At 54.7% G+C, this 22831-nt stretch carries 19 protein-coding genes and 1 pseudogene; 9 read left to right on the forward strand and 11 right to left on the reverse strand.

Going from position 1 to position 22831, the window contains the following annotated elements; all coding sequences use genetic code 11:
* Nucleotides 1-16 precede the first annotated feature (16 nt).
* A complete protein-coding gene (locus ACQZQY_RS08980) occupies nucleotides 17-469 on the forward strand; it encodes a DUF2778 domain-containing protein (RefSeq protein WP_243701042.1) in 453 nt (150 codons plus the stop codon).
* An 801-nt stretch (nucleotides 470-1270) separates the two neighbouring features.
* Nucleotides 1271-1372: pseudogene (locus ACQZQY_RS08985) on the forward strand (site-specific integrase); the annotation flags it as partial.
* A gap of 15 nt (nucleotides 1373-1387) precedes the next feature.
* Here ACQZQY_RS08985 and ACQZQY_RS08990 read toward each other — a convergent pair.
* Nucleotides 1388-2538 (reverse strand): IS3 family transposase gene (locus ACQZQY_RS08990; RefSeq protein ID WP_431295601.1). Its coding sequence is split into 2 segments (ribosomal slippage): nucleotides 1388-2304 and nucleotides 2304-2538, totalling 1152 coding nucleotides; the frame shifts between segments, so codons are not numbered across the junction.
* A gap of 275 nt (nucleotides 2539-2813) precedes the next feature.
* The gene (gene can, locus ACQZQY_RS08995) at nucleotides 2814-3470 is read right to left on the reverse strand and encodes a carbonate dehydratase (RefSeq protein WP_431296965.1); all 657 of its coding nucleotides are present in this window, start codon (nucleotides 3468-3470) and stop codon (nucleotides 2814-2816) included.
* Nucleotides 3471-3605: 135 nt separating this feature from the next.
* Here can and ACQZQY_RS09000 point away from each other — a divergent pair, with 135 nt between their 5' ends.
* The gene (locus tag ACQZQY_RS09000; RefSeq protein WP_390974304.1) at nucleotides 3606-4529 is read left to right on the forward strand and encodes an ABC transporter ATP-binding protein; all 924 of its coding nucleotides are present in this window, start codon (nucleotides 3606-3608) and stop codon (nucleotides 4527-4529) included.
* On the forward strand, nucleotides 4529-5299 hold the full coding sequence (locus ACQZQY_RS09005; protein ID WP_056774725.1) for an ABC transporter permease: 771 nt from the start codon (nucleotides 4529-4531) through the stop codon (nucleotides 5297-5299). The genes ACQZQY_RS09000 and ACQZQY_RS09005 overlap by 1 nt, the downstream gene beginning before the upstream one ends.
* 41 nt (nucleotides 5300-5340) lie before the next feature.
* On the opposite strand, the gene panD is transcribed toward ACQZQY_RS09005, so the two are convergent.
* From panD to panB, 3 genes are all read right to left on the reverse strand, one after another.
* Nucleotides 5341-5721 carry an aspartate 1-decarboxylase gene (gene panD, locus ACQZQY_RS09010; RefSeq protein ID WP_431296966.1) on the reverse strand — a complete coding sequence of 127 codons (381 nt, stop codon included), beginning with the start codon at nucleotides 5719-5721 and terminating at the stop codon, nucleotides 5341-5343.
* Between the two features lie 105 nt (nucleotides 5722-5826).
* Nucleotides 5827-6681 (reverse strand): pantoate--beta-alanine ligase, encoded by an 855-nt coding sequence (gene panC / locus ACQZQY_RS09015; protein WP_431296967.1) that lies wholly within the window; start codon nucleotides 6679-6681, stop codon nucleotides 5827-5829.
* A gap of 15 nt (nucleotides 6682-6696) precedes the next feature.
* Entirely contained in the window at nucleotides 6697-7491 is a 795-nt protein-coding gene (gene panB, locus ACQZQY_RS09020) for a 3-methyl-2-oxobutanoate hydroxymethyltransferase (RefSeq protein WP_112287803.1), read from the reverse strand.
* A 158-nt stretch (nucleotides 7492-7649) separates the two neighbouring features.
* Between panB and qseB the strand changes: the two genes are divergently transcribed.
* Together qseB and qseC are read left to right on the forward strand one after the other, a co-directional pair.
* Nucleotides 7650-8327, forward strand: coding sequence for a quorum sensing response regulator transcription factor QseB (qseB, locus tag ACQZQY_RS09025; RefSeq protein ID WP_136375920.1), 678 nt, complete (start codon nucleotides 7650-7652; stop codon nucleotides 8325-8327).
* Nucleotides 8328-8332: 5 nt separating this feature from the next.
* On the forward strand, nucleotides 8333-9691 hold the full coding sequence (qseC, locus tag ACQZQY_RS09030) for a quorum sensing histidine kinase QseC (RefSeq protein WP_431297171.1): 1359 nt from the start codon (nucleotides 8333-8335) through the stop codon (nucleotides 9689-9691).
* Between the two features lie 5 nt (nucleotides 9692-9696).
* On the opposite strand, the gene folK is transcribed toward qseC, so the two are convergent.
* The 6 genes from folK to thpR all read right to left on the reverse strand — a co-directional run bounded on the left by folK (nucleotide 9697) and on the right by thpR (nucleotide 14922).
* Nucleotides 9697-10176: a 2-amino-4-hydroxy-6-hydroxymethyldihydropteridine diphosphokinase gene (folK, locus tag ACQZQY_RS09035; RefSeq protein WP_122094117.1), complete on the reverse strand. Its 480-nt coding sequence runs from the start codon at nucleotides 10174-10176 to the stop codon at nucleotides 9697-9699.
* Nucleotides 10173-11501: a polynucleotide adenylyltransferase PcnB gene (pcnB, locus tag ACQZQY_RS09040; RefSeq protein WP_217202858.1), complete on the reverse strand. Its 1329-nt coding sequence runs from the start codon at nucleotides 11499-11501 to the stop codon at nucleotides 10173-10175. The genes folK and pcnB overlap by 4 nt, the downstream gene beginning before the upstream one ends.
* Before the next feature lie 489 nt (nucleotides 11502-11990).
* Nucleotides 11991-12857 (reverse strand): tRNA glutamyl-Q(34) synthetase GluQRS, encoded by an 867-nt coding sequence (gene gluQRS / locus ACQZQY_RS09045; protein ID WP_414071584.1) that lies wholly within the window; start codon nucleotides 12855-12857, stop codon nucleotides 11991-11993.
* 81 nt (nucleotides 12858-12938) lie between these two features.
* Complete coding sequence (dksA, locus tag ACQZQY_RS09050; RefSeq protein ID WP_013576943.1) at nucleotides 12939-13394, reverse strand: RNA polymerase-binding protein DksA; 456 nt, start codon at nucleotides 13392-13394, stop codon at nucleotides 12939-12941.
* Nucleotides 13395-13647: 253 nt separating this feature from the next.
* Entirely contained in the window at nucleotides 13648-14358 is a 711-nt protein-coding gene (gene sfsA / locus ACQZQY_RS09055) for a DNA/RNA nuclease SfsA (protein WP_056774757.1), read from the reverse strand.
* 21 nt (nucleotides 14359-14379) lie between these two features.
* Nucleotides 14380-14922 (reverse strand): RNA 2',3'-cyclic phosphodiesterase, encoded by a 543-nt coding sequence (thpR, locus tag ACQZQY_RS09060; RefSeq protein ID WP_431296968.1) that lies wholly within the window; start codon nucleotides 14920-14922, stop codon nucleotides 14380-14382.
* Nucleotides 14923-15028: 106 nt separating this feature from the next.
* On the opposite strand from thpR, the gene hrpB reads away from it, so the two are divergent.
* The 3 genes from hrpB to fhuA all read left to right on the forward strand — a co-directional run bounded on the left by hrpB (nucleotide 15029) and on the right by fhuA (nucleotide 22828).
* Nucleotides 15029-17473 carry an ATP-dependent helicase HrpB gene (hrpB, locus tag ACQZQY_RS09065; RefSeq protein WP_431297172.1) on the forward strand — a complete coding sequence of 815 codons (2445 nt, stop codon included), beginning with the start codon at nucleotides 15029-15031 and terminating at the stop codon, nucleotides 17471-17473.
* A gap of 207 nt (nucleotides 17474-17680) precedes the next feature.
* Nucleotides 17681-20308: a bifunctional glycosyl transferase/transpeptidase gene (gene mrcB / locus ACQZQY_RS09070; protein ID WP_431296969.1), complete on the forward strand. Its 2628-nt coding sequence runs from the start codon at nucleotides 17681-17683 to the stop codon at nucleotides 20306-20308.
* Nucleotides 20309-20605: 297 nt separating this feature from the next.
* On the forward strand, nucleotides 20606-22828 hold the full coding sequence (fhuA, locus tag ACQZQY_RS09075) for a ferrichrome porin FhuA (RefSeq protein ID WP_056774774.1): 2223 nt from the start codon (nucleotides 20606-20608) through the stop codon (nucleotides 22826-22828).
* Nucleotides 22829-22831: the final 3 nt, after the last annotated feature.

Raw genomic sequence — 22831 nt, forward strand, 5'->3', positions numbered from 1 at the left:
TTTTGTGCTGAATGGCATGGAAACTTCCATTTTGAGCTGTGCAGGAGTCGGTAATTTTCCTGCATTCTCAGGTCGAATGGTTGGACGAAACAATCCTACCTTAACCAATGTCTCAATGACCGGAGCCTTGCCAACGGGGCGCTATTTTATTGTTAGTCGGGAGTCTGGAGGACGCTTAGGAAGCTTGCGTATGGCTGCTTTGAAATACTATTACGGAGCAGGTCGGGAAGAATGGTTTTCACTTTATCGTGATGACGGAAAAATCAATGATGACACCTTCATTGAAGGTGTCAAACGTGGGAATTTCCGCCTTCATCCCATCGGGCCACAAGCTTTAAGTGAAGGCTGTATCACAATGACGGCACTCGCAGATTTTGATTATCTAAGAGCTGCATTGTTAAACACATCGATGATCGGCGTGCCGGGAACCTCATTGAGGGCTCACGGTATCATGAAAGTAACAGTGTAATGAAATGGGTCAAACGGTTCTTTGGTGCTGTGGGTTACTTACTGATATTTATCGTCGTGTTCACTTTAATCACTCAGGTAATTGATAACTTCATCACTGAGGACGCAATGCACAACTTTGCGTGGTTCTTTGGTATCTATGATGCAGAGGGAATTTTAGACCTATACCTAAATACAGCGCTGACTGTTTCAGCCTTGCTTGCAATAGGAGTTACTCTACTATTTCGCCTATACATACGAAGACAATTAATAGCAGTTGATGAATAAACAGAGTAAATATCAGGGGGCTGACCTCACAATTTTTCCAAAAAATATCTAATGTTGTGGTCAATATTATTTGACCACTTCAGTCTGTCCAGTCAATCACTTGCAGGTTATGAGAACTGGATGGTGTTGGCGCGCTCCCAGCCCGGCTATCACGCCAATTTGCAGCCTGTTTCTTTCCACCTAACCCACAGTTATTGACAGGACTCCAAGGCGCACCGGAGGCGTTTTTGCGGTCAAAACCTCAGAATCCACGCTACGTCATTGAGTGGTACGCATTTCATCAACATGAGATTCGCCAAGGTGTGGCGCGAAAATGCCTCCAACCTTTTTCATTTATTCATCGCAGGTATTCAGCTCATTAGCAACGCGACGAGCTACGCAAACAGTCTGATCGTCACGCGCTACATTAGCGCCGCACTGGCACTCATATAAGCCATAACGTTACCGGCATCAACAGCAGGGTCCATCAGCAGTTCGCCGGTTTAGTCATTCTCCAGGTCGGGGCTTTTCTGATAATCCAGACTCGACAGACTGCGGGAACATAATCACCCTGAAAAGAATTCCCGGACACGCGAATATTAACCAGACAATGGTCTATGCTCACTTCGCGCCGGACTTCCTGCAGGACGCAATTTGAATAGACCCTAGTTTCCTAGACTGTTCCGTGCCTCATGAACCAGGCACTTTCATAAACTGCAGGGGCTTGATCCTCACAGGCACTGTGGCGGCGTTTAGCATTATAAAACATCTCGACATAATCGAAGATATCCGCCTTCGCTTCTTCCCTATTTTTATAGATCCGTTTCTTTATGCGTTCCCGTTTTAGCAACTGGAAAAAGCTTTCTGCCACTGCGTTGTCATGGCAATTACCCCGACGACTCATGCTGCTTTTTAAATTGTGAGCTGTCATAAAATGCTGACATCTTTCGCTCGTATATTGAGAGCCCTGATCTGAATGGATTAATACTTCTGCCGTTGGTTTACGTCGCCATACCGCCATCAATAATGCATCCATTACTAACTCAGCGGTCATTCGTGCGCCCATGCTCCAGCCGATAACCCGGCGTGAGAAGAGATCAAGAACAACAGCCAGATACAGCCAACCCTCATGCGTCCTTATATAAGTCATGTCACTCACCCAATGCGTATTTGGGGTTGGGACAACGAACTGGCGTTCAAGGTAATTTGGACTGGCAAAAGAAGGCTTTCCGCCACCGTAATAGAGTCGTTTTCGGTATCCAGTCTGAGATGCTAGTTCAGCGAGCCTCATCAGGCGCGCGATCCTGTTACGTCCGACGCATTCACCCAGATCTTTCATATCGAGCCAGATTTTTCGATAGCCGTAAACCGTACCGCTTTCAAGCCACAGTTGTTTAATCAAGCCTGTTTGCCGTTCATCTTGCCGGGTACGCAAAGATTTAGGCCGCTTTAGCCACTGGTAATAACCGCTGTGATGGAGGCCAAGAACCAGGCATAACCTGCGTACAGCATAAAAGGACGACATTTTTTTAATGAAGGCGTACTTCAGCCTGACGTTCTTGCAAAGTACGCGGCGGCCTTTTTTAAGATATCCCGCTCTTCAGTTACTCGCTTAAGTTCTTGCCTGAGGCGCTTTACTTCATGCTGAAGTGCATCGTCCTGCTTACGCTGCGGCTCGGGCTTCTGGTAGCGCTTAACCCAGGCGTAAAGACTATTAGTGGATACACCAAGTCGAGAGGAGACCTCAGATACAGGGTACCCCTGCTCAGTGATCTGTTTTACGGCTTCAATTTTGAATTCTTCAGTGAACGTTTTGACTGACATAAACACTCCTTCATTAGGCCTCCATTATGAGGCAAAAAAGTGTCTACGAAACCCGGGTCTATTCAATTTCTTTCAATCCACTGAGGGGAAAGCGGGGCTGGAGTGTCCACATAGTGTCCACACTTGGGCATCTTTATAGGGTTTGTAGCAGCTCACACTGCATATAACTCATTGATTTATAGTGTTAGCTTTGTAAGTGCAGGAAAAATAAATGATAAAAAAGGCACATTTTTGTGCCTTTTGTTTTTTGAATTTCTGTAGAGTAGTGCGGCTTGTTATTGCGGGTCGCCGTTGAGCAGGGCGGAGACACCCTGGCGGTAACGCTGTTCCAGCGTTTCGCGGCTGGTGGCGTCGACTTCGAGGTTGCGCAGCAGTCCGTCCTGAATGCCGTAAACCCAGCCGTGCAGCGTGACTTTCTGGCCGCGTTTCCAGGCCGATTGCATCACGGTGGAGTGGCCGAGGTTATAAACTTGTTCAACCACGTTCAGTTCGCACAACTTGTCGAGGCGCTTTTCTGGCGACAGTTCGCCCAGCAGGGAACTGTGTTTGTACCAGATGTCCCGGATATGCAACAACCAGTTATTTATCAAACCCAGTTCAGGGTTTTCAACCGCCGCCTGCACACCGCCACAGCCGTAGTGACCGCAGATAATCACGTGTTCGACTTCCAGCACGTCGATAGCATATTGCACCACGGACAGGCAGTTAAGGTCGGTGTGAATGACCAGGTTGGCAACGTTACGGTGAACAAAAAGTTCACCCGGCTCCAGCCCTGTCAGGCGTTCGGCAGGCACACGGCTGTCAGAACAGCCGATCCACAGGAAACGGGGTTTTTGAGATTGGGAAAGCCGCTCAAAGAAACCAGGATCTTCATCAATCATGGTTTTGGACCAGGCTGCGTTATTGCTGATGAGTCTTTCTATGTCATTCATTGATGTTAATAGCCTGTGTTACGAGCTGACTGCGATGGAGTAATATAGGGCAATGCCCCGACTTTTCAAACTGATTCGGCATCTCCGTTTACTCATTCTTACAACAGGGTTTTCACAAGAAGGTACGCTCCCTTTATGAATTACGCATTGGAACTGGAAAAGTTAACCAAAACTTACGCCGGTGGTGTACAGGCTTTGCGTGGAATCGATCTGCGCGTCGAAGCCGGCGATTTTTATGCCCTGCTTGGGCCAAACGGTGCGGGTAAATCCACCACCATTGGCATCATCAGTTCACTGGTCAACAAATCCGCTGGCAAAGTGCGGGTGTTTGGTTACGACATCGATAAAGACATCGTCAACGCCAAACGCCAGCTCGGGCTGGTGCCGCAGGAATTTAACTTCAACCCGTTTGAAACGGTCATGCAGGTGGTGGTGAATCAGGCCGGTTATTACGGCGTGCCGCGTCCGCTGGCGCTGCAACGCGCCGAAAAATACCTGACCCAGCTGGATCTGTGGGGCAAACGCAACGAGCGTTCGCGCATGCTGTCCGGCGGGATGAAACGCCGTCTGATGATTGCCCGTGCGCTGATGCACGAGCCAAAACTGCTGATCCTCGATGAACCGACGGCGGGCGTGGACATCGAACTGCGCCGCTCCATGTGGGGCTTCCTGAAAGAGCTGAATGCGCAGGGCACCACCATCATTCTGACCACGCACTATCTGGAAGAAGCGGAAATGCTGTGCCGCAACATCGGCATCATTCAGGGCGGCCAGCTGGTGGAAAACACCAGCATGAAAGAACTGCTGTCGAAGCTGAAATCCGAAACCTTCATCCTGGATTTAGGGGTGAAAAGCCCGCTTCCGGTGCTGGAAGGCTACCGCAGCCAGCTGACGGACACGTCAACGCTGGAAGTGGAAGTGATGCGCGAGCAGGGCCTGAACGCGTTGTTCAGCCAGCTGAGCAAGCAGGGTGTGCAGGTATTGAGTATGCGTAACAAAGCGAACCGTCTGGAAGAGCTGTTTGTCACGCTGGTGAACGGCAGCGAGGAAAAGAAATAATGTCGCAACTGTATTGGGTGGCACTGAAAAGTATCTGGCTGAAAGAGATCAACCGGTTTGGGCGCATCTGGATCCAGACGCTGGTTCCGCCGGTCATCACCATGACGCTGTATTTCATCATCTTTGGGAATCTGATTGGCTCGCAAATTGGCAGCATGCATGGTTTTACTTACATGCAGTTTATCGTACCGGGCCTGATCATGATGGCGGTGATCACCAACTCGTACGCCAACGTGGCGTCGTCGTTCTTCAGCGCCAAATTCCAGCGCAATATTGAAGAGCTGCTGGTGGCACCGGTGCCGACGCACGTAGTGATCGCCGGTTATGTCGGCGGCGGGGTGGCGCGTGGGATCTGCGTGGGGATCCTGGTGACCGCGATTTCCCTGTTCTTCGTGCCGCTGGTGATCCATTCCTGGTGGGTGATCGCGCTGACGCTGCTGTTGACCGCGATCTTATTCTCACTGGGCGGCCTGCTGAACGCGGTGTTTGCGACAACCTTTGATGATATCAGCCTGATCCCGACCTTCGTGCTGACGCCTCTGACCTATCTGGGTGGCGTGTTCTATTCGTTGTCCCTGCTGCCGCCTGTCTGGCAGGCGGTTTCCAAGCTCAACCCGATCGTCTACATGATCAGCGGTTTCCGCTACGGTTTCCTGGGGATTTCTGACGTGCCGCTGGTGTTTACCATGAGCGTGCTGGTGGCGTTTATTGCGGTGTTTTACCTGCTGGCGTGGTACCTGATTGAACGCGGTCGCGGCCTGAGAAGTTGATTTTTGCTTTGCTCCTCCCCCATCGCAGGGGGAGGATTTTATTATGCCACCTGAACCGGCACGGCTTTCGAGGTGCGTTTCAGCTGGTTTTCACCTTCGAAATAAGCCACTTTCGGTTTGTGCTGACGAGCCTGTTCATCTGACATCTGCACGTATGAACAGATGATCAGCAGATCGCCGACGCAGGCACAGCGCGCTGCCGCACCGTTGACCGAAATAATCCGCGAACCGCGTTCTGCCGCGATGGCGTAGGTCGAAAAACGCTGACCGTTATCAACGTTATAAATATCAATCGCTTCGTATTCCAGAATGCCTGAGGCATCGAGAAAATCCTGATCGATGGCGCAGGAACCTTCATAGTGCAAATCTGCCTGAGTGACGTGAACCCGGTGTAATTTGCCTTGCAGCATAGTGCGAATCATTGCTTCTACCCTTACTGACGTAAAAAGTCTGAGAATCTGCCGGGCTGAATACTAAAAATCCGATATCCAGCCGGCCAACATCTTTGCTGATTTGATCCGCGCTGTCTACTGCGTCAGATCAACCTGCTGGTTATCAATCAGCCGTGCCTTGCCCAGCCAGGCAGCCATCAGGATCACCGCTGACGTGCTGTCCACCGACAATTCCTGCAAGTTTTTCGCATCACGGATAAACAGTTCGTCCGGTGTGAAACCCGCCTGACGAAGTTGCTGTGCCGTGTCCTGCAACATCTCATCGATATGGCGTTCGCCCTGGCTCAGACGTTCCGCCAGCGCGTTCATGATCCTGTTCAGCTGTGGTGCGAGTTTACGTTCATCATTGGTCAGATAACCGTTACGTGAGCTCAGTGCCAGGCCGTCTTTGGCGCGCACAATCGGCACACCGATAATCTCGATGTCATAGCCCATGTCTTCCACCATGGTGCGCAGCAGCGCCAGTTGCTGAAAGTCTTTCTGGCCGAAACAGGCCACCTGCGGTTGCACCAGATTGAACAACTTGCTGACGATGGTCGAGACGCCACGGAAATGCCCCGGACGGCTCGCACCTTCCAGGATGGTGGAAATTACCGGCACATCGACCTGCGTTTGCGTCGCTAAACCTTTCGGATAGATTTCCGCAGGCGAAGGAGCGAACACCAGATCCACGCCGCGTTTATTCAGCTTCTCGCAGTCTTCCTGCAAGGTGCGCGGGTAGCGTTCGAGATCATCCGGGCGCTCGAACTGCATCGGGTTGACGAAAATACTCACCACCACCACATCGCCACGCGCTTTGGCTTCTTCCACCAGCGTCATGTGGCCTTCGTGCAGATTGCCCATGGTCGGCACCAGCGCGATGCGTTTGTTATTCTTACGAAAATCCCGGATTTCGCGACGCAGCAGCGCCACGCTGTCAATGATCAACACGGATAGTGTCCCCGATTATTTAAAGGAATGTTCTTCGCCCGGATACACGCCTTGCGCGACCTGATCGACGTAAAGGCGGACTGCGCCACGAATATCACCGGCTTCGCTGAGGAAGTCTTTGGCGAATTTCGGCGTGTGACCGCCGGTGATGCCGAACGCATCGTGCATCACCAGAATCTGGCCGTCGGTGACGTTACCGGCGCCAATGCCGATCACCGGAATGCTCAGCTCCTCGGTCACGCGGCGCGCCAGTTCAACGGGCACACATTCCAGCACCAGCAGTTGTGCGCCAGCTTCTTCCAGCATCATCGCATCTTTGATCAGCTGGTTAGCGGCGACTTCATCGCGGCCCTGCACCTTATAGCCACCGAAAATATTTACCGACTGCGGCGTCAGCCCCAGATGGCCGCACACCGGCACGGCGCGCTCGGTCAGCATGCGGACTGTGTCACACAGCCAGCTGCCACCTTCCAGTTTGACCATATTGCCGCCCGCGCGCATCAGCACGGCAGCGCTTTCAAACGCCTGCTCCGGCGTGGCGTAACTCATGAACGGCAGGTCAGCCAGCAATAACGCGTGAGGTGCGCCACGACGCACGCAGCGCGTGTGATAAGCAATCTCTTCTACGGTGACCGGCAGCGTGGAATCCTGACCCTGAACGACCATGCCCAGAGAATCGCCAATCAGCATGACGCTGATACCCTGTTCGGCGAACAGTTGCGCGAAACTGGCGTCATAGGCGGTAATGGTCGCAAATTTATGTTTTTCCTGCTTCCATTGGCGAAGCTGGCTCAGCGTGGTTGGTTTCATGAACACTTTCCTTTGAATAATTCATCGGATGAATATGATGCCGGTATTCTACTGTATGTGCTGAAAGGCAAACAGCACGATCAATGCGTGACTCATTGATCCAGCTCTTAAGAAATGATTAAGAAGCGTCACCTATAATGGCAAAAACGGAGGGAACCATGCGAATTCTGTTAGTTGAAGACGACAAAATGATCGGTGACGGTATTAAGGCCGGGCTGACGAAACTGGGGTTTACGCTCGACTGGTTCACCGACGGCCTGACCGGCAAAGCTGCGCTGGACAGCGCGCCTTATGATGCCGTGATCCTTGATTTAAGCCTGCCGGGAATGGACGGGATGCAACTGCTGCGCGAATGGCGAAATGCCGGACGCGATACGCCGGTGCTTATCCTCACCGCGCGGGATGCGCTGGAGCAACGCGTCGGCGGGTTGCAGGCCGGTGCCGATGACTATCTGTGCAAACCCTTTGCGCTGGTCGAAGTGGCGGCGCGTTTACAGGCGCTGATCCGCCGACGTCACGGCGTTGTCACCTCAAAAGTGATCCACGGCGGTATCGAATTTGATCCTGCTGCGCGCAGCGTCACGCTCAACGGCGACACCGTTACCCTGACGCCGCGCGAAGTGGCGGTGCTGGAACTGTTTCTTAATAACAAAGGTCGCGTGCTGGCCCGTACGCTGATTCAGGAAAAACTCTATAGCTGGGACGATGACGTCAGCAGCAACGCGGTCGAGGTGCACATTCACCATCTGCGCAGCAAGCTCGGCAAAGGGTTTATCCGCACCGTTCACGGCGTCGGTTATACGCTGGGCGATGCACAATCAGGGGAACCGGTGTGAAAGAGCTGAAAAACCTCAGTCTGCGCCTGCGGCTGATCCTGATTTTTTCAGTGCTGGCGCTGCTTACCTGGCTGATTGCCAGTGGCGTGGCGTGGCATCAGACCCGTAAACACATCAACGAAGTGTTCGACACCCAGCAAATGCTGTTTGCCAAACACCTTGCTGCCACCGGCCTCGGTGAGCGTCTGAATGAGCAGAAAAATACCGAACTGCCGGACACCAAAAAATGGGTGCACAAAGGCTCACGCGGCCATACCGATGATGATGCGCTGACGTTTGCCATCTTCAACCGGCAGGGCGATATGTTGCTCAACGACGGGGAGAAGGGCAGGCACATCCGTTTTGACCGCGACACGCTGGGCTTTAAAGATGTCGAGCTGAAAGGCGATGACGATCTTTGGCGGATGGTCTGGCTGACCTCGCCGGACGGGCAATACCGCGTTGCCGTCGGGCAGGAATATGATTACCGCAACGATATGGCGTGGGGGCTGGTCAGCGGCCAGCTGACGCCGTGGCTGGCGTCTCTGCCGGTGTTGCTGCTGGCACTGATTTTGATGGTGACGCTGGAATTGCGGCCGCTTCGCCGTGTGGCAGAAGGTCTGCGGCAGCGTTCGCCGGAAGACGCCACGCCAATCAGTACCGATAAACTGCCGGGTGAAGTCTTGCCGCTGGCGGATGCGCTGAACTCACTGTTTACGCGAACCGGTGAAATGCTGGTTCGCGAGCGTCGTTTCACGTCCGATGCCGCGCATGAGCTGCGCAGCCCGCTGGCCGCGCTGCGGGTACAAACCGAAGTGGTACAGCTTTCCGGTGACGACACCGAAATGCGCGAACATGCGCTGGAAAACCTGACCACCAGTATCGATCGCGCCACGCGGCTTGTGGATCAGTTGCTGACGCTTTCACGGCTGGAAAGCTTTACGGAACCGGAAACGCTCGAGCGTGTCGACTGGTCTTCGCTGGTCGTGCAAAGTCTGGCTGAACAGGATCACCGTGCGCACAGCAAAGGGATCGAACTGCGTTTTGAGGATCATGGCACGCCACCGGAAATGCGCGGGCAATCGCTGCTGTTATCGCTGATGGTGAGAAACTTGCTGGATAATGCGATCCGCTATTCGCCTGCCGGGACTTACATCACCATTACGCTGGATGCGCAGGGTTTATGCGTCGCCGATCAGGGGCCGGGGATCACCGGTGAACATCTTGCCAGGCTGGGCGAGCGTTTTTACCGGCCACCGGGGCAGGAACAAACCGGCAGCGGGCTGGGGATTTCGATCGTGCAACGGATCGCACAGTTACATCAGATGAAGGTGGTGTACAGGAACAGGGCAGAAGGGGGGCTGGAAGTGCGGGTAAGTCGCTGAGCGACTTACCATTTCGTCAGGCCATTCAGGGGAACGCGTGCGAGCAGGCTTTGCAGCGTTTCACCATCCGGGAACACCAGTTCAGGTGCCAGATCCGCCAGCGGATAGAGCATGAACTCGCGGTTTTTCATGTCGTAATGCGGCACGATCAACCGCTCGGTGTTGATCACCTGATCGCCGTAAATCAGCATATCGAGATCTAACGTCCTCGGCCCCCATCGCTCGGCTTTACGCACGCGCCCCTGGTTTTTTTCAATCGCCTGTGTGCAATCGAGCAATTGTTCAGGAGGGAGGAGGGTATCGAGCGCCACTACGGCGTTGAGATAATCCGGCTGATCTTGCGGCCCCAGCGGTTTACTGCGGTAAAACGGTGAGGCGGCCACAAAATGGGTGCGCGGCATGTGTGCCAGCGCCTCCAGTGCGCAATTTACCTGGTCCAATGGACGGGCAAGATTACTGCCCAGAGCCAGGTAAACGCGGATCATTGACCGCTATCCTTACGCGGAGCAGCCCGTTTGCGCGGACGGCGGGTGCGCGCACGGCGTGCCGGCACGGCATCTTCACCCAGCGTACCCAGCATCGTTTTCTGGGAGGCCGGAGTGGCTTCCTGGAATTCGCTCCACCATTCGGTCAGGCTTTGCAGCTCGCGATGCTGTTCGACGTCGGCACGCAGTGCCAGTAAATCGAAGGCGGCACGGAACTTAGGATGCTCCATCAGTTTGTGCGCGCGCTTGCCCTGACGGCGTGAAAGACGCAGCTGCAATGCCCAGATATCACGCACCAGCGTGGTGATACGTTTAGGAATGGCCAGCGTGCGGCATTGCTCATCCAGCACATCGTTCATCGCCAGAGAGAAGGCGTCGTAGTAGGTCAGACCGCCTTCCTGCGCGAGTTTCTGTGCATGTTCAATCACCGGATACCACAGCATGGCAGCGAACAGGAACGCCGGATTGACGCGCTGATCGTTGTGCAAACGGTGATCGGTGTTTTTCAATACCTGCAACAGGATGTGTTCCATCGGGCTGTCGCCGGCTTCAGTAAACTGGCGGGCAATCAGCGGGAACAACGGCTGGAAGAGCTGGTATTCGCAAAGCTTCTTGTAGGTCGCGTAGCCGTAACCGGCCTGCAACAACTTCAGGGATTCTTCGAACAGACGCGCTGGGGGAATTTCCTGCAACAGCGTGGCCAGACGTGGGATCGGCTCGGCAGTTTCCGGGCTGATTTTCATGTCCAGTTTTGCCGCGAAACGTACTGCACGCAGCATACGCACCGGATCTTCGCGATAGCGGGTTTCCGGATCGCCAATCAGACGGATAATGCCGTTTTGCAGATCGCGCAGACCGCCGGTGTAATCGCGCACCGTAAAGTCAGCAACCCCGTAGTACAGGCTGTTGATGGTGAAGTCACGGCGCTGGGCATCATCTTCGATAGTGCCGAAAATATTGTCGCGCAGCAGCATTCCGTTCTGAGCCTGCTGGGACACATTCTTGTCGTCAGTTTCTTCGTACTGTTCGTGATGACCACGGAATGTCGCGACTTCGATGATTTCCGGGCCAAACATGACGTGCGCCAGACGGAAGCGGCGACCGACCAGACGACAGTTACGGAACAGCTTACGAACCTGATCCGGCGTGGCGTTGGTGGTGATATCGAAATCTTTCGGTTTTTTATCCAGCAGCAAATCGCGCACGCCGCCACCGACCAGGAAGGCTTCAAAGCCAGACTTGTTCAGGCGGTACAGCACTTTCAGCGCGTTTTCGCTGATGTCACGACGAGAGATGTTGTGCTCATCGCGTGGAACAATGGTGATCGCGCGGGTTTCACCGGCATAGTCAAACGACGGACGAGGCTTTTGTACGTGCTCGACGGGGGCGCGTGGCTCACTGCGCTCACCGCGTTGATCGTTGCGTTCGCCGCGAGGCTGATAAGGCGTGGAGCGGCGATTGTTGTTGTTACGGCGCTCGCCCCGGTTCGCGTTGTCTTCCCGGCGGCCGCGATTTTCACGGCGTTGGTCGTTGTCACGACGCTCAGGATTTTTTGCCTTCACATTGCCTTCAGCCACAGGGGAAGGATCACGACGGGAAGTCTCCTCGCGATTAACTTCTGCATGAAGCGGGGCGTCGTCATGAACAGCCTTTTCTTCACGAATGACTTTATCTTCACGAACTAGCACCTTACGGCAAAAATTGGCTACTCGGGTAAAAATGGTACACCTCGATAGTGACTGAAAAATGGCGTGACGCAAAAACAGCGGCTAATCATAGCTCACGACAGGCTCTTTGAGAATGCCGATGTGCTTTTAAGCGTTCTGACGCGGGATATCTGCTGGCGTCCAATGTGTTATCGCCCAGCGTAATAATAAAGGCAACGTATAATCCTGCCAGTTTTCCGGCGGTGTTTGCCCTAAAAAATTCAGTGCGTTAATGATTACCGGACGTGGATCGCCTTCCGGCAAGGCGGGCGCGTGATTCTGCTTCGAAAGCTTATCGCCTTTTTCATTGACCGCCAGTGGCAAATGCAGATAACCCGGTTGCGGGTAGCCAAGATGACGATACATCGAGATCTGGCGCACCGTCGGTTCGATCAAATCTGCTCCGCGTACAATGTGATTCACGCCCTGAAAATGGTCATCGACCACCACCGCAAGATTATAGGCGAACAGCCCGTCCCGGCGGCGGATAATAAAATCTTCTTCGGCAAGCGCCGCATTTGCCTGCAAGTGCCCCTGAAAATCATCGTCAAAACCGTATACCGGCAAGGTCTGATGCAGGCGGATCGCGGCGTTCTCTGTGCCTGACCCGAGCGTGCGGCAATGGCCATCATACACGCCGCCGGTGTGCGCAATGCGCTGACGGGTGCAGGTGCAATAATAACTTTTCTGTTGCTGATACAGTGCGTCGAGTACCGCCCGGTAAGCGTCATGCCGCGCCGACTGCCAGAGCACCTCGCCATCCCATTCCAGACCGTAACGCTCAAGCGTCGCTAAAATCCGGCCAGCAGAGCCCGGGACTTCGCGCGGCGGATCGATATCGTCGATGCGAACTTTCCATTGTCCGTGCTGAGCGCGGGCATGCAGATAACTGCCGAGTGCGGCAATCAGCGAACCAAAATGGAGATCACCGGAAGGTGAAGGTGCGAAACGACCAATGTAGGGTTTCAAAGACATGGCAGGGTTTCAAAGAAATCAGCGTGGAGAACGGCTTTATAAAGGAAACGCGGTGCATGACGCACCGCGTGGAACCCTGAATTAACCAGCCATCTGCTTTTCGCGGATTTCTGCCAGAGTTTTACAGTCGATACACAAATCAGCAGTTGGACGTGCTTCAAGACGGCGGATACCGATCTCAACGCCACAGGAATCGCAGTAACCGAAATCCTCGTCTTCTACTTTCTTCAGTGTTTTTTCAATCTTTTTGATGAGCTTGCGTTCGCGATCACGGTTACGCAGTTCAAGGCTAAATTCTTCTTCCTGAGCGGCACGGTCAACCGGATCAGGGAAGTTTGCAGCTTCGTCCTGCATATGCGAAACGGTACGGTCTACTTCATCCCTGAGCTGATTGCGCCATGCTTCAAGAATCTTTTTGAAGTGAGCCAGCTGAGCGTCGTTCATGTACTCTTCGCCCGGCTTCTCTTGATACGGCTGCACCCCAGCGATAGCGAGAATGCTCAAGGACGACGTCTTACGGGTTTGGCCTTCTTGCATGATGCTTCTCCTACATAACACGCACTATGTTCATCCGCCTGTAGATTGCAGTTTTGCTGCAAAGAATCGGGCTTCGAACATTTCGATCCCCAAAGGGGGAAAAAATCAGGCCGCTATAAATAACAGAAGGCAACGAGGTTAGCAATTATTCCTGACAGGTGCTTGACAAGCCTGTGAGGAAAAGCGTATTCGCGACCTGTTTTTTATGCCGCCGACGACGATTAACAGGGTTATCCGAACTGGGTTTATCCGTTTAGTACTTCGTGTCCAGCGGTAATCGTTCTGTGAGGCGGATACCCTCAGCAGAAAGTGCAGCACCGTAGCACATCACTTCTACACCATTATTCTGAACATGTTTGAGTAAATCAGAATATCGCGGATCAATATGGTGTGCGGCGGACACGCTTTCAATGCCTGAATGTAAAACAGCGAAGAAAAGAACGGCTCGCTGCCCCTGTTCTGCCATCGACTGTAACTCGCGCAAATGCTTCTGACCGCGCAGTGTGACTGCATCCGGGAAATATCCCTGCCCTTGATGCAGCAACGTGACAGATTTCACTTCAATATAGCAGTCAGGTTGATTTTCTGCCTGTAACATCAAGTCTATACGGCTATTTTCGGCGCCGTATTTTACTTCTGAAGTCAATTTACTGTAACCGGATAATTCCGGAATACGGTCCTGGGTGATGGCTTCGCGCACCAGCTGATTGGCGCGCAGCGTGTTGACGCAAATCCAGTGGTGTTGCTGAGTTTCGGTCAGTTCCCAGCTGTGGGCATACTTGCGTTTCGCGTTGTCGGAGGTGGAATACCAGACGGTATCGCCCGGTGTGGCGCAGCCGGTCATGGCGCCGGTATTGGCGCAGTGCAGCGTGATTTCGCGCCCGTCTGGCGTGATGACGTCAGCGAGAAAACGTTTGTAACGCGTGATCAGAGTGGCAGGTTGCAGCGCAGGCTCGAAGTGCATGACAGTTTCCAGTGAAATAAATTAAAGGGCAGGCGCATCAGCCAGCGGCCAGGTTTGCAGGCAGCGGTAACGCGTGCGCCCCCGCTCCCAGGTGGATTCATACAGGCTGAAGGCGTCGGCCTCCAGCAGCCAGTCGGGCGTCGCCGGGGGAATGGCGACCGGCCGCGTGGCGTTGCGATAAAGCGAAACGTGCGGATGAAACGGCAATGCACTTTGATAACAACCATTGCGCGCCGCGTGGGAGCGCAGCACCGAGGCCAGTTGCAGCAGCGCGTTGGGTGCCCGCCGGGTGCCGACCCACACCACGCCGGAGCCCGGCCAGTGGCCGATGTCATCAAGCCGCAGACTGAATTTATGCCCCTGAATGCGCCCGGCGATGCGGGTCAGTGCGTCGGCTTTCAGCTCACTGATTTCGCCGAGAAAGGCCAGGGTGATATGCAGATTAGCGGCCGCAACCGGGCGTCCTGTCTCCACCGGAAAATGCGCTGCGCGCCACTTTATCACCTGCTTTTGCAGTGCGGGCGGCAGTGACAAAGCGAAAAACAGACGGCGTTCGACAGACATATTCATTCCTGTGGCGGGCATTGCGGGTCATTCACGGCAACATGCCGGATGTGGGGCTAAATGCTACAATGCCCGCCGTTTAAAGTTAACTCTCATGGAGCATTCATTGTCTTCTTTGCCGGTCAGCGCCGTACTCGAACCGCTTTTAGCCGCACTGCAACAGGCGTCGCAGGTACTTTTGCTTGCGCCCACCGGTGCGGGGAAATCCACCTGGCTGCCATTGCAGCTGCTGAAACAGGCGAATCTGCCGGGCAAAATCCTGTTGCTGGAACCGCGCCGTCTGGCGGCGAAAAACGTCGCTTTCCGTCTGGCGCAGCAACTGGGGGAAACGCCGGGGCAAACAGTCGGGTACCGTATGCGCGCCGAAAGCAAGACCAGCGCGGCGACCCGCCTTGAAGTGGTGACCGAAGGCATTCTGACCCGCATGGTGCAGGCTGATCCTGAACTGACCGGCGTGTCGATGGTGATCCTCGATGAGTTCCATGAGCGCAGTTTGCAGGCCGATCTGGCGCTGGCGCTGCTGCTCGATGTGCAAAATGCGCTGCGTGATGATTTAAAACTGCTGATCATGTCGGCCACGCTCGATAATCTTCGCCTCTCTTCTTTACTGCCGGAAGCGCCGGTCATTGAATCCGCAGGCCGCAGTTTTCCGGTCGACCGTCAGTATCTTTCTCTCGCCACGCACGAACGGCTGGACGACGGCGTGGCACGGGCAGTCAGCCGCCTGATGGCGGAAAATCACGGTTCGATGCTGCTGTTTTTACCGGGCGTCGCTGAAATCACCCGCGTTCAAAATCTGCTTAACGGCAGGCTGGCAGATGATGTGGATCTCTGTCCGCTTTACGGCGCGTTGTCGCTGGATCAGCAGCAGAAAGCCATTCAGCCCTCACCGGCCGGACGCCGTAAAATCGTTCTGGCGACCAATATTGCTGAAACCAGCCTGACCATTGAAGGCATCCGTCTGGTGGTGGACAGCGGTCTGGAACGCAGCGCGCAGTTTGACCCGCGCAGCGGCCTGACGCGGCTGGTGACGCAGCGTATCAGCCAGGCGTCGATGACTCAGCGGGCGGGCCGCGCGGGCCGTCTCGAACCGGGTTTGTGCTGGCATTTGTTCAGTAAAGAGCAGGCGGAGCGCGCCAGTGCGCAGGCCCAAGCCGAAATTCTGCAAAGCGATCTGAGCAGCTTCTGGCTGGAGTTGTTGCAGTGGGGCTGTCAGGACGTCGGGCAATTGCAATGGCTGGATACGCCGCCCGTGGCCGCGCTGTCTGCCGCAAAACATCTTTTACACCAGCTCGGCGCGACCGACGGGCAGGGAAAACTCACTGCCGCAGGCCAGCGCATGGCGCAACTCGGCTGCGATCCGCGTCTGGCGGCCATGCTGATTTCTGCTGCGGCGCAGAGCCCGGACGCGCTCGCCACCGCGGCGTTGCTGGCCGCGATGCTCGAAGAACCGCCGCGCGGGGGATTGCCGGATATTGATTACTGGTTCAGCCGTGCGCAGGGAAACTGGCAGCGGCGGGCAAAACAGCTGGCGCAGCGTACCGGAGCGAAAAGCGGAGAGCCGGATGCCTCCCTGGCGCCGTGGCTGCTGGCCCGCGCCTTCAGCGACCGTATTGCCCAGCGTCGCGGTGAAGAGGGGCGCTATCTGCTGGCCAACGGATTAGGCGCGTCTTTGCCGCAGGACGACGGATTAACCCGCGCGCCGTGGCTGGTCGCGCCGCAATTATTGCAGGGCAACAACAGCCCGGACGCCCGTATTCTGCTGGCGATCTCCCTGGATATTACCCAACTGCCGTCACGCCTGCCGGACGTCGTTAACGAACAGGCGGCGGTGGAGTGGGATGAAGAAAAAGGCACCCTGCGCGCCTGGCGTCGCTGGCAGATCGGCAGGCTGGTGCTCAAAGCCAGTCCGCTGGCCAAACCGGATGACGACGAACTGCAACAGGCGCTGATTGACTGGATCCGCACCCAGGGATTACAGGCACTCAACTGGTCGGCGGCGGCAGAGCAATTGCGGCTGCGGCTGATGTGTGCAGCAAAATGGCTGCCGGAGGTCCCATGGCCCGCGATGGATGACGACGCCCTGCTCGACGGGCTGGAAAACTGGTTACTGCCCTCGTTAAAAGGCGTGCGTTCGTTAAAATCGCTGCAACAGGTCGATCTGCATGAGGCGTTGTTAAGACTGCCGGACTGGCAACAGCGGCAGCGTCTGGACAGCGCCTTACCGACTCATTACACCGTGCCGACTGGCAGTCGTCTGCCGATCCGCTATCATGCAGACCTGCCACCGGCGCTTTCGGTGCGGATGCAGGAGATGTTCGGCGAAGAGCGCAGCCCGAGCCTGGCGGAGGGAAGGGTGAATGTGGTGCTGGAATTATTGTCCCCGGCGCAGCGCCCGTTGCAAATCACCGCCGATCTGGCGGCGTTCTGGCAGGGCTCCTACCGTGAAGTGCAAAAAGAAATGAAAGGCCGGTATCCGAAACATCCGTGGCCGGACAATCCGGCGCAAGCGCTGCCCACGCGGCGTACCAAAAAATATTCAGCGCAATGACGAAATGTGCAGAAAGGAAACAATTTTTCAGACATTTCTTCTGGGCGAAATCCAAAGCGGGGCACAGAGTAAGCGCCTTGCGGTCTGTTTTGCAGGCTTTTTACAGTATCCTTTTGAAATACAATGTTTTTTGAAATTAAAAATGACAATGACTCAGCAAAGCAGAATCATTATGACGAACACAGCAGCACGTTGGGAGAATGACTGATGTCTGGCGATGATCGCGAGCCGATTGGCCGCAAAGGTAAACCTGGCGGGCGCAAGCCTTCGCGGGAGCGTCCTGTCCGCCGTAACCGTCGGGATGACGATTACGATGACTATGAAGAAGAAGTGGATGAAGACGTTGAGGATGACGATGACTACGAAGAAGAGCGGGAGTCGCGCATGACCCGTAAAGCTGCACCGCGCAAAGCGAAAAAAGGCGGCAAGAAAAGCCTTAAGCGTCGTTTGTTCTGGCTGATGGTCAAACTGTTCGTCGTTTTTGCCATTCTGCTGGGCATTTACGCGGTGTACCTCAACCGTGAAATTCACAGCCGCATTGATGGCGGGAAAGTCTGGCAACTTCCGGCGGCGGTCTATGGCCGTCAGGTGAATCTCGAGCCGGACATGTCCATCAGTAAAGCGGAAATGGTCGGGCTGCTGGAAGGCACGCAATATCGCGAAGTGACGCGCATCACCCGTCCGGGCGAATTTACCGTTCACGCGAATTACATCGATATGCTGCGCCGGCCGTTTGATTTCCCGGAAGGCAAAGAAGGGCAGGTTAACGCCCGTCTGATGTTCGACGGCAACAGCCTGTCAGAAATTAAAAACCTGGATAATCAGCGTGATTTCGGGCTGTTCCGCCTCGATCCGCGTTTGATCACCATGTTGCAGGCGTCCAACGCCAATGGTGAACAGCGCCTGTTCGTGCCGCGTTCCGGCTTCCCGGATTTGCTGGTGGATACGCTGCTGGCCACGGAAGACCGTCACTTTTATGAACACGACGGGATTAACTTCTATTCCATCGGGCGTGCGGTGCTGGCGAACCTGACGGCCGGTCATGCGGTGCAGGGTGGTTCAACGCTGACACAGCAGTTGGTGAAAAACCTGTTCCTGACCAACGAGCGTTCACTGAGCCGAAAAGCGCGTGAAGCCGTGATGGCCGTGCTGCTGGATGCGGATTACAGCAAAGATCGTATTCTCGAGCTGTATCTCAACGAAGTGTATCTCGGCCAGAGCGGGTCAGATCAGATCCGTGGTTTCCCACTGGCGAGCCTGTATTACTTTGGCCGTCCGGTGAACGAACTGAGTCTGGATCAGCAGGCGTTGCTGGTCGGCATGGTGAAAGGGGCGTCGCTGTACAACCCGTGGCGTAACCCGAACATGGCGTTGCAGCGCCGTAATCTGGTGCTGCGCTTGCTGGTCGATCAGAAAGTTATCGATCAGGAACTGTATGACATGCTCAGCGCGCGTCCACTCGGCGTACAGCCGAAGGGCGGGGTGATTTCACCTCAGCCGGCGTTTATGCAGATGGTGCGCCAGGAGTTGCAGGCGAAACTCGGCGATAAAGTGCAGGATATGTCCGGGGTGAAAATCTTCACCACGCTGGATCCGATTTCACAGGATGCGGCGGAAAAAGCGGTCGAAGAAGGCATTCCGTTACTGCGTAAGAAAAGCGGCCTGAATGACATCGAAACCGCCATGGTGATCGTTGACCGTTATACCGGCGAAGTGCGCGGTATGGTGGGCGGTGCGGAAACGCAGTTTGCCGGTTTCAACCGTGCCATGCAGGCACGCCGTCAGGTCGGTTCTCTGGCAAAACCGGCCACCTATCTGACCGCGCTGTCTCAGCCGGATAAATACCGTCTGAACACTATTCTGGCCGACCAGCCGCTGACCCTGAAACTGGCGAACGGCCAGACCTGGTCACCGAAAAACGATGACCATCAGTTCCGCGGTCAGGTTCTGCTGGTGGATGCACTGGCGCGTTCCATGAACGTACCGACGGTCAATCTGGGGATGGCCGTGGGTCTGGATAACATTACCAAGACGCTGATTGATTTAGGCATTCCGAAAGAATCCCTGAACCAGACTCCGTCGATGTTGCTGGGGGCAATCGCCCTGACGCCGATGGAAGTGGCTCAGGAATACCAGACCATTGCCAGCGGCGGTAATAAAGCGCCTCTGTCGGCAGTGCGTTCGGTGATTGCGGAAGACGGCACTGTGCTGTATCAGAGCTTCCCGCAGGCTGTCCGGGTGATCCCGGCGCAGGCCGCGTATCTGACGCTGTACGCCATGCAACAGGTTGTGCAGGAAGGGACATCGCGCGCGCTGGCGAACAAATTCCCGAAACTGCATCTGGCGGCGAAAACCGGGACCTCGAACGAACTGCGCGACAGCTGGTTCGCCGGTATCGATGGTAATCAGGTCGCCATCACCTGGGTTGGCCGTGATAACAACGGCCCGTCGAAACTGTGGGGCTCAACCGGTGCGCTGGTGCTTTACGGACGTTATCTGGAAAACGGCACACCACAGCCACTGAATCTGCAAATGCCGGAAGGCATCAGCACCATGAACATCGACGGCAGCGGTAACTTTGTTTGCGGTGGCGGTTCAGGTTCAGGCATGCTGAGCGGCGGCGGCGCGGTGCGCTCGATTCCGGTCTGGACTGATTCTCCGGATGCGATGTGTCAGGCGTCTGTGAGCGCTGTTCAGCAGCAGCAACAACAGATGCAGCAGCAACAACAGCAACCTTCCTCTCAGGGGCAGCAGCCACAGCAGCAGCAGGATGAGAAGAAAGACAGTAATGGTGTCGCTGGCTGGATCAAGGATATGTTCGGGTCAGGTAACTGATAAACAGCGGATTCATTAAAGCGAAAAGGCGCAATGAAAGTTGCGCCTTTTTTATTTGTTATTCTTAACCCAAATTCACGCACGCAGATTTACATTCTCCGCAAGCTGGTTACATCCATTCCCGTTTAATTTATAGGCACTTTTACCCATATTTAACATGGGGATAATTTTTATTCATTCAGTCAATCTATGAGTTAAATAGGCTTGCAGATGCGCAAGCATTGCGCATATTATGCGATGTTCATAATAATAATTATCGTTTACATTCCCATTAATAAACATCCCAGAGATAACGCAATGGCTTTTCAGCGCTCCCTTTCTTCATCTAAAGACGTCTTTACACGTCGCACTTTGGCTTTGACTATCACGGCAACGTTGAGCTCCACGTCTTTCTATGCAGGCGCAGCCGTCACGGCGCCCGCCAAAGAAGATACGATCAACGTCACCAGTTCAGCCGCTGCCGAAGCCGCGCCGGAATCTGCGTGGGGCCCTGCGGCGACAATCGCAGCAAAACACAGTGCGACCGGCACCAAAACCGATACGCCGCTGGTGAAAACTCCGCAGTCAGTTTCCGTCGTCACCCGTGAAGAAATGGACATGAAACAGCCTGCTTCGGTAAAAGAAGCGCTGGGCTACACGCCGGGCGTTTTCGCCAGCCGCGGCAGTTCTAACACCATCGACGCCATGGCAATCCGTGGTTTCACCTCGGTAAACACCAATCAGTATCTCGACGGCATCAAACTTCAGGGTGACAACTATTCTGAAGTGTCGATGGATCCGTACATGCTGGAGCGCGTTGAACTGCTGCGCGGGCCGTCTTCCGTTCTTTACGGTAAAAGCAATCCGGGCGGCGTGGTCAGCATGGTCAGCAAGCGTCCGACCACTGAACCGCTGAAAGAAGTACAGTTCAAAATGGGTACGGATAACCTGTACCAGACCGGTTTTGATTTCAGCGATGCCATTGACGATGCAGGCGTGTATTCCTACCGTCTGACCGGCGTGGCGCGCAGTCAGGATACGCAGCAGGAGATGGCGAAAGAAAAACGCTATTCGATTGCGCCGTCTTTCTCATGGCGCCCTGATGATAAAACCGACTTTACCTTCCTGAGCAATTTCCAGAACGATCCGGATGCCGGTTATTACGGCTGGTTGCCACGTGAAGGCACCGTGGTGCCGTACTACGATGCCAACGGTAAAGCACATAAACTGCCGACAGATTTCAACGAAGGTGAAGCGGGCAACCGCATGTCCCGCAACCAGAAAATGGTCGGTTACAGCTTCGCACATCAGTTTGATGATACCTGGACGGTTCGCCAGAACCTGCGCTACACCAAACTCGATACCCAATATAAATCAGTCTACGGCTTCGGCTACCTCGGTAACGGCAACATCACGCGCAGCTACGTTCAGTCCAAAGAGAAGCTGGCAAACTTTGATGTCGATACCCAGGCTCAGGCTAAATTCGGCACCGGCGCTGTCGATCACACCCTGCTGATGGGTGTCGATTACATGCGTATGCGTAACGATATTGATGCGGATTACGGCAGCGCCAGTAATCTGAATCTGGCAAATCCGCAATACGGTAACGGCAATGTCTCATTGTACTTCCCGTATGAGATCCTCAATCGTCAGGAGCAAACCGGCCTGTACATGCAGGATCAGGCGGAATGGAATAAGTGGATCCTGACTGTTGGCGGCCGTTACGATTTCGCCAAAAGCTCAACCTTTACGCGCACCACCAACAGCGCTTCGCAGATCAACGATCAGCAGTTTACCTGGCGTGGTGGTCTGAACTATCTGTTCGACAACGGTATTTCTCCGTACTTCAGCTACAGCGAATCCTTTGAACCGAACGCAGGCGCCACCAAACAAGGCCAGCCGTTCGATCCTTCAATAGGTAAACAGTACGAAGCGGGTGTGAAATATATCCCGAACGATCGTCCGATCAGCCTGACGGCAGCGGTGTATCAGCTGACCAAAGATAAAAACCTGACGGCCAACCCGTCTGACGCTAACTTCAGCGTTCAGTCTGGTGAAATCCGTTCCCGCGGTCTGGAACTGGAAGCCAAAGCCGCGGTTAACGCCAACATTAACCTCACGGCGTCTTATACCTATACCGATGCAAAATACACGCACGACACTAATTTCGAAGGCAAGCGTCCTGTTGAAGTGCCGGCAAATATGGCGTCTCTGTGGGCGGATTACACCTTCCACGAAACCGCGCTCAGCGGCCTGACAGTCGGTTCGGGCGTGCGTTACGTCGGGGCCAGCTCCAGCTTCTACACCGCAAACGGTGTGAATGCAGACAAAGCGAATGAAGCCTTTAATGTGTCTTCCTACACGCTGGTGGATGCCACGATCAAATACGATCTCGCGCGCTTTGGTCTGCCGGGCTCTTCCGTTGGCGTGAACGTCAATAACCTGCTGGATCGTGAATACGTCGCCAGTTGCTATCGCGATTACGCCTGTTACTGGGGTTCAGATCGCCAGGTTGTCGCCACAGCGACATTCAGATTTTAATCG

This window comes from Rahnella sp. PAMC25559 (assembly GCF_050632365.1).
Taxonomy (GTDB): domain Bacteria; phylum Pseudomonadota; class Gammaproteobacteria; order Enterobacterales; family Enterobacteriaceae; genus Rahnella; species Rahnella rivi.

Excerpts from the sequence above, each read along its gene's own strand:
- fhuA (WP_056774774.1), top strand. The coding sequence starts at position 20,606 with ATGGCTTTTCAGCGCTCCCTTTCTTCATCTAAAGACGTCTTTACACGT.
- qseB (WP_136375920.1), top strand. The coding sequence starts at position 7,650 with ATGCGAATTCTGTTAGTTGAAGACGACAAAATGATCGGTGACGGTATT.
- dksA (WP_013576943.1), bottom strand. The coding sequence starts at position 13,394 with ATGCAAGAAGGCCAAACCCGTAAGACGTCGTCCTTGAGCATTCTCGCT.
- mrcB (WP_431296969.1), top strand. The coding sequence starts at position 17,681 with ATGTCTGGCGATGATCGCGAGCCGATTGGCCGCAAAGGTAAACCTGGC.
- panB (WP_112287803.1), bottom strand. The coding sequence starts at position 7,491 with ATGAAACCAACCACGCTGAGCCAGCTTCGCCAATGGAAGCAGGAAAAA.
- sfsA (WP_056774757.1), bottom strand. The coding sequence starts at position 14,358 with ATGCACTTCGAGCCTGCGCTGCAACCTGCCACTCTGATCACGCGTTAC.
- ACQZQY_RS08980 (WP_243701042.1), top strand. The coding sequence starts at position 17 with ATGGAAACTTCCATTTTGAGCTGTGCAGGAGTCGGTAATTTTCCTGCA.
- thpR (WP_431296968.1), bottom strand. The coding sequence starts at position 14,922 with ATGTCTGTCGAACGCCGTCTGTTTTTCGCTTTGTCACTGCCGCCCGCA.
- gluQRS (WP_414071584.1), bottom strand. The coding sequence starts at position 12,857 with ATGTCTTTGAAACCCTACATTGGTCGTTTCGCACCTTCACCTTCCGGT.
- panD (WP_431296966.1), bottom strand. The coding sequence starts at position 5,721 with ATGATTCGCACTATGCTGCAAGGCAAATTACACCGGGTTCACGTCACT.
- can (WP_431296965.1), bottom strand. The coding sequence starts at position 3,470 with ATGAATGACATAGAAAGACTCATCAGCAATAACGCAGCCTGGTCCAAA.
- folK (WP_122094117.1), bottom strand. The coding sequence starts at position 10,176 with ATGATCCGCGTTTACCTGGCTCTGGGCAGTAATCTTGCCCGTCCATTG.
- ACQZQY_RS09000 (WP_390974304.1), top strand. The coding sequence starts at position 3,606 with ATGAATTACGCATTGGAACTGGAAAAGTTAACCAAAACTTACGCCGGT.
- ACQZQY_RS09005 (WP_056774725.1), top strand. The coding sequence starts at position 4,529 with ATGTCGCAACTGTATTGGGTGGCACTGAAAAGTATCTGGCTGAAAGAG.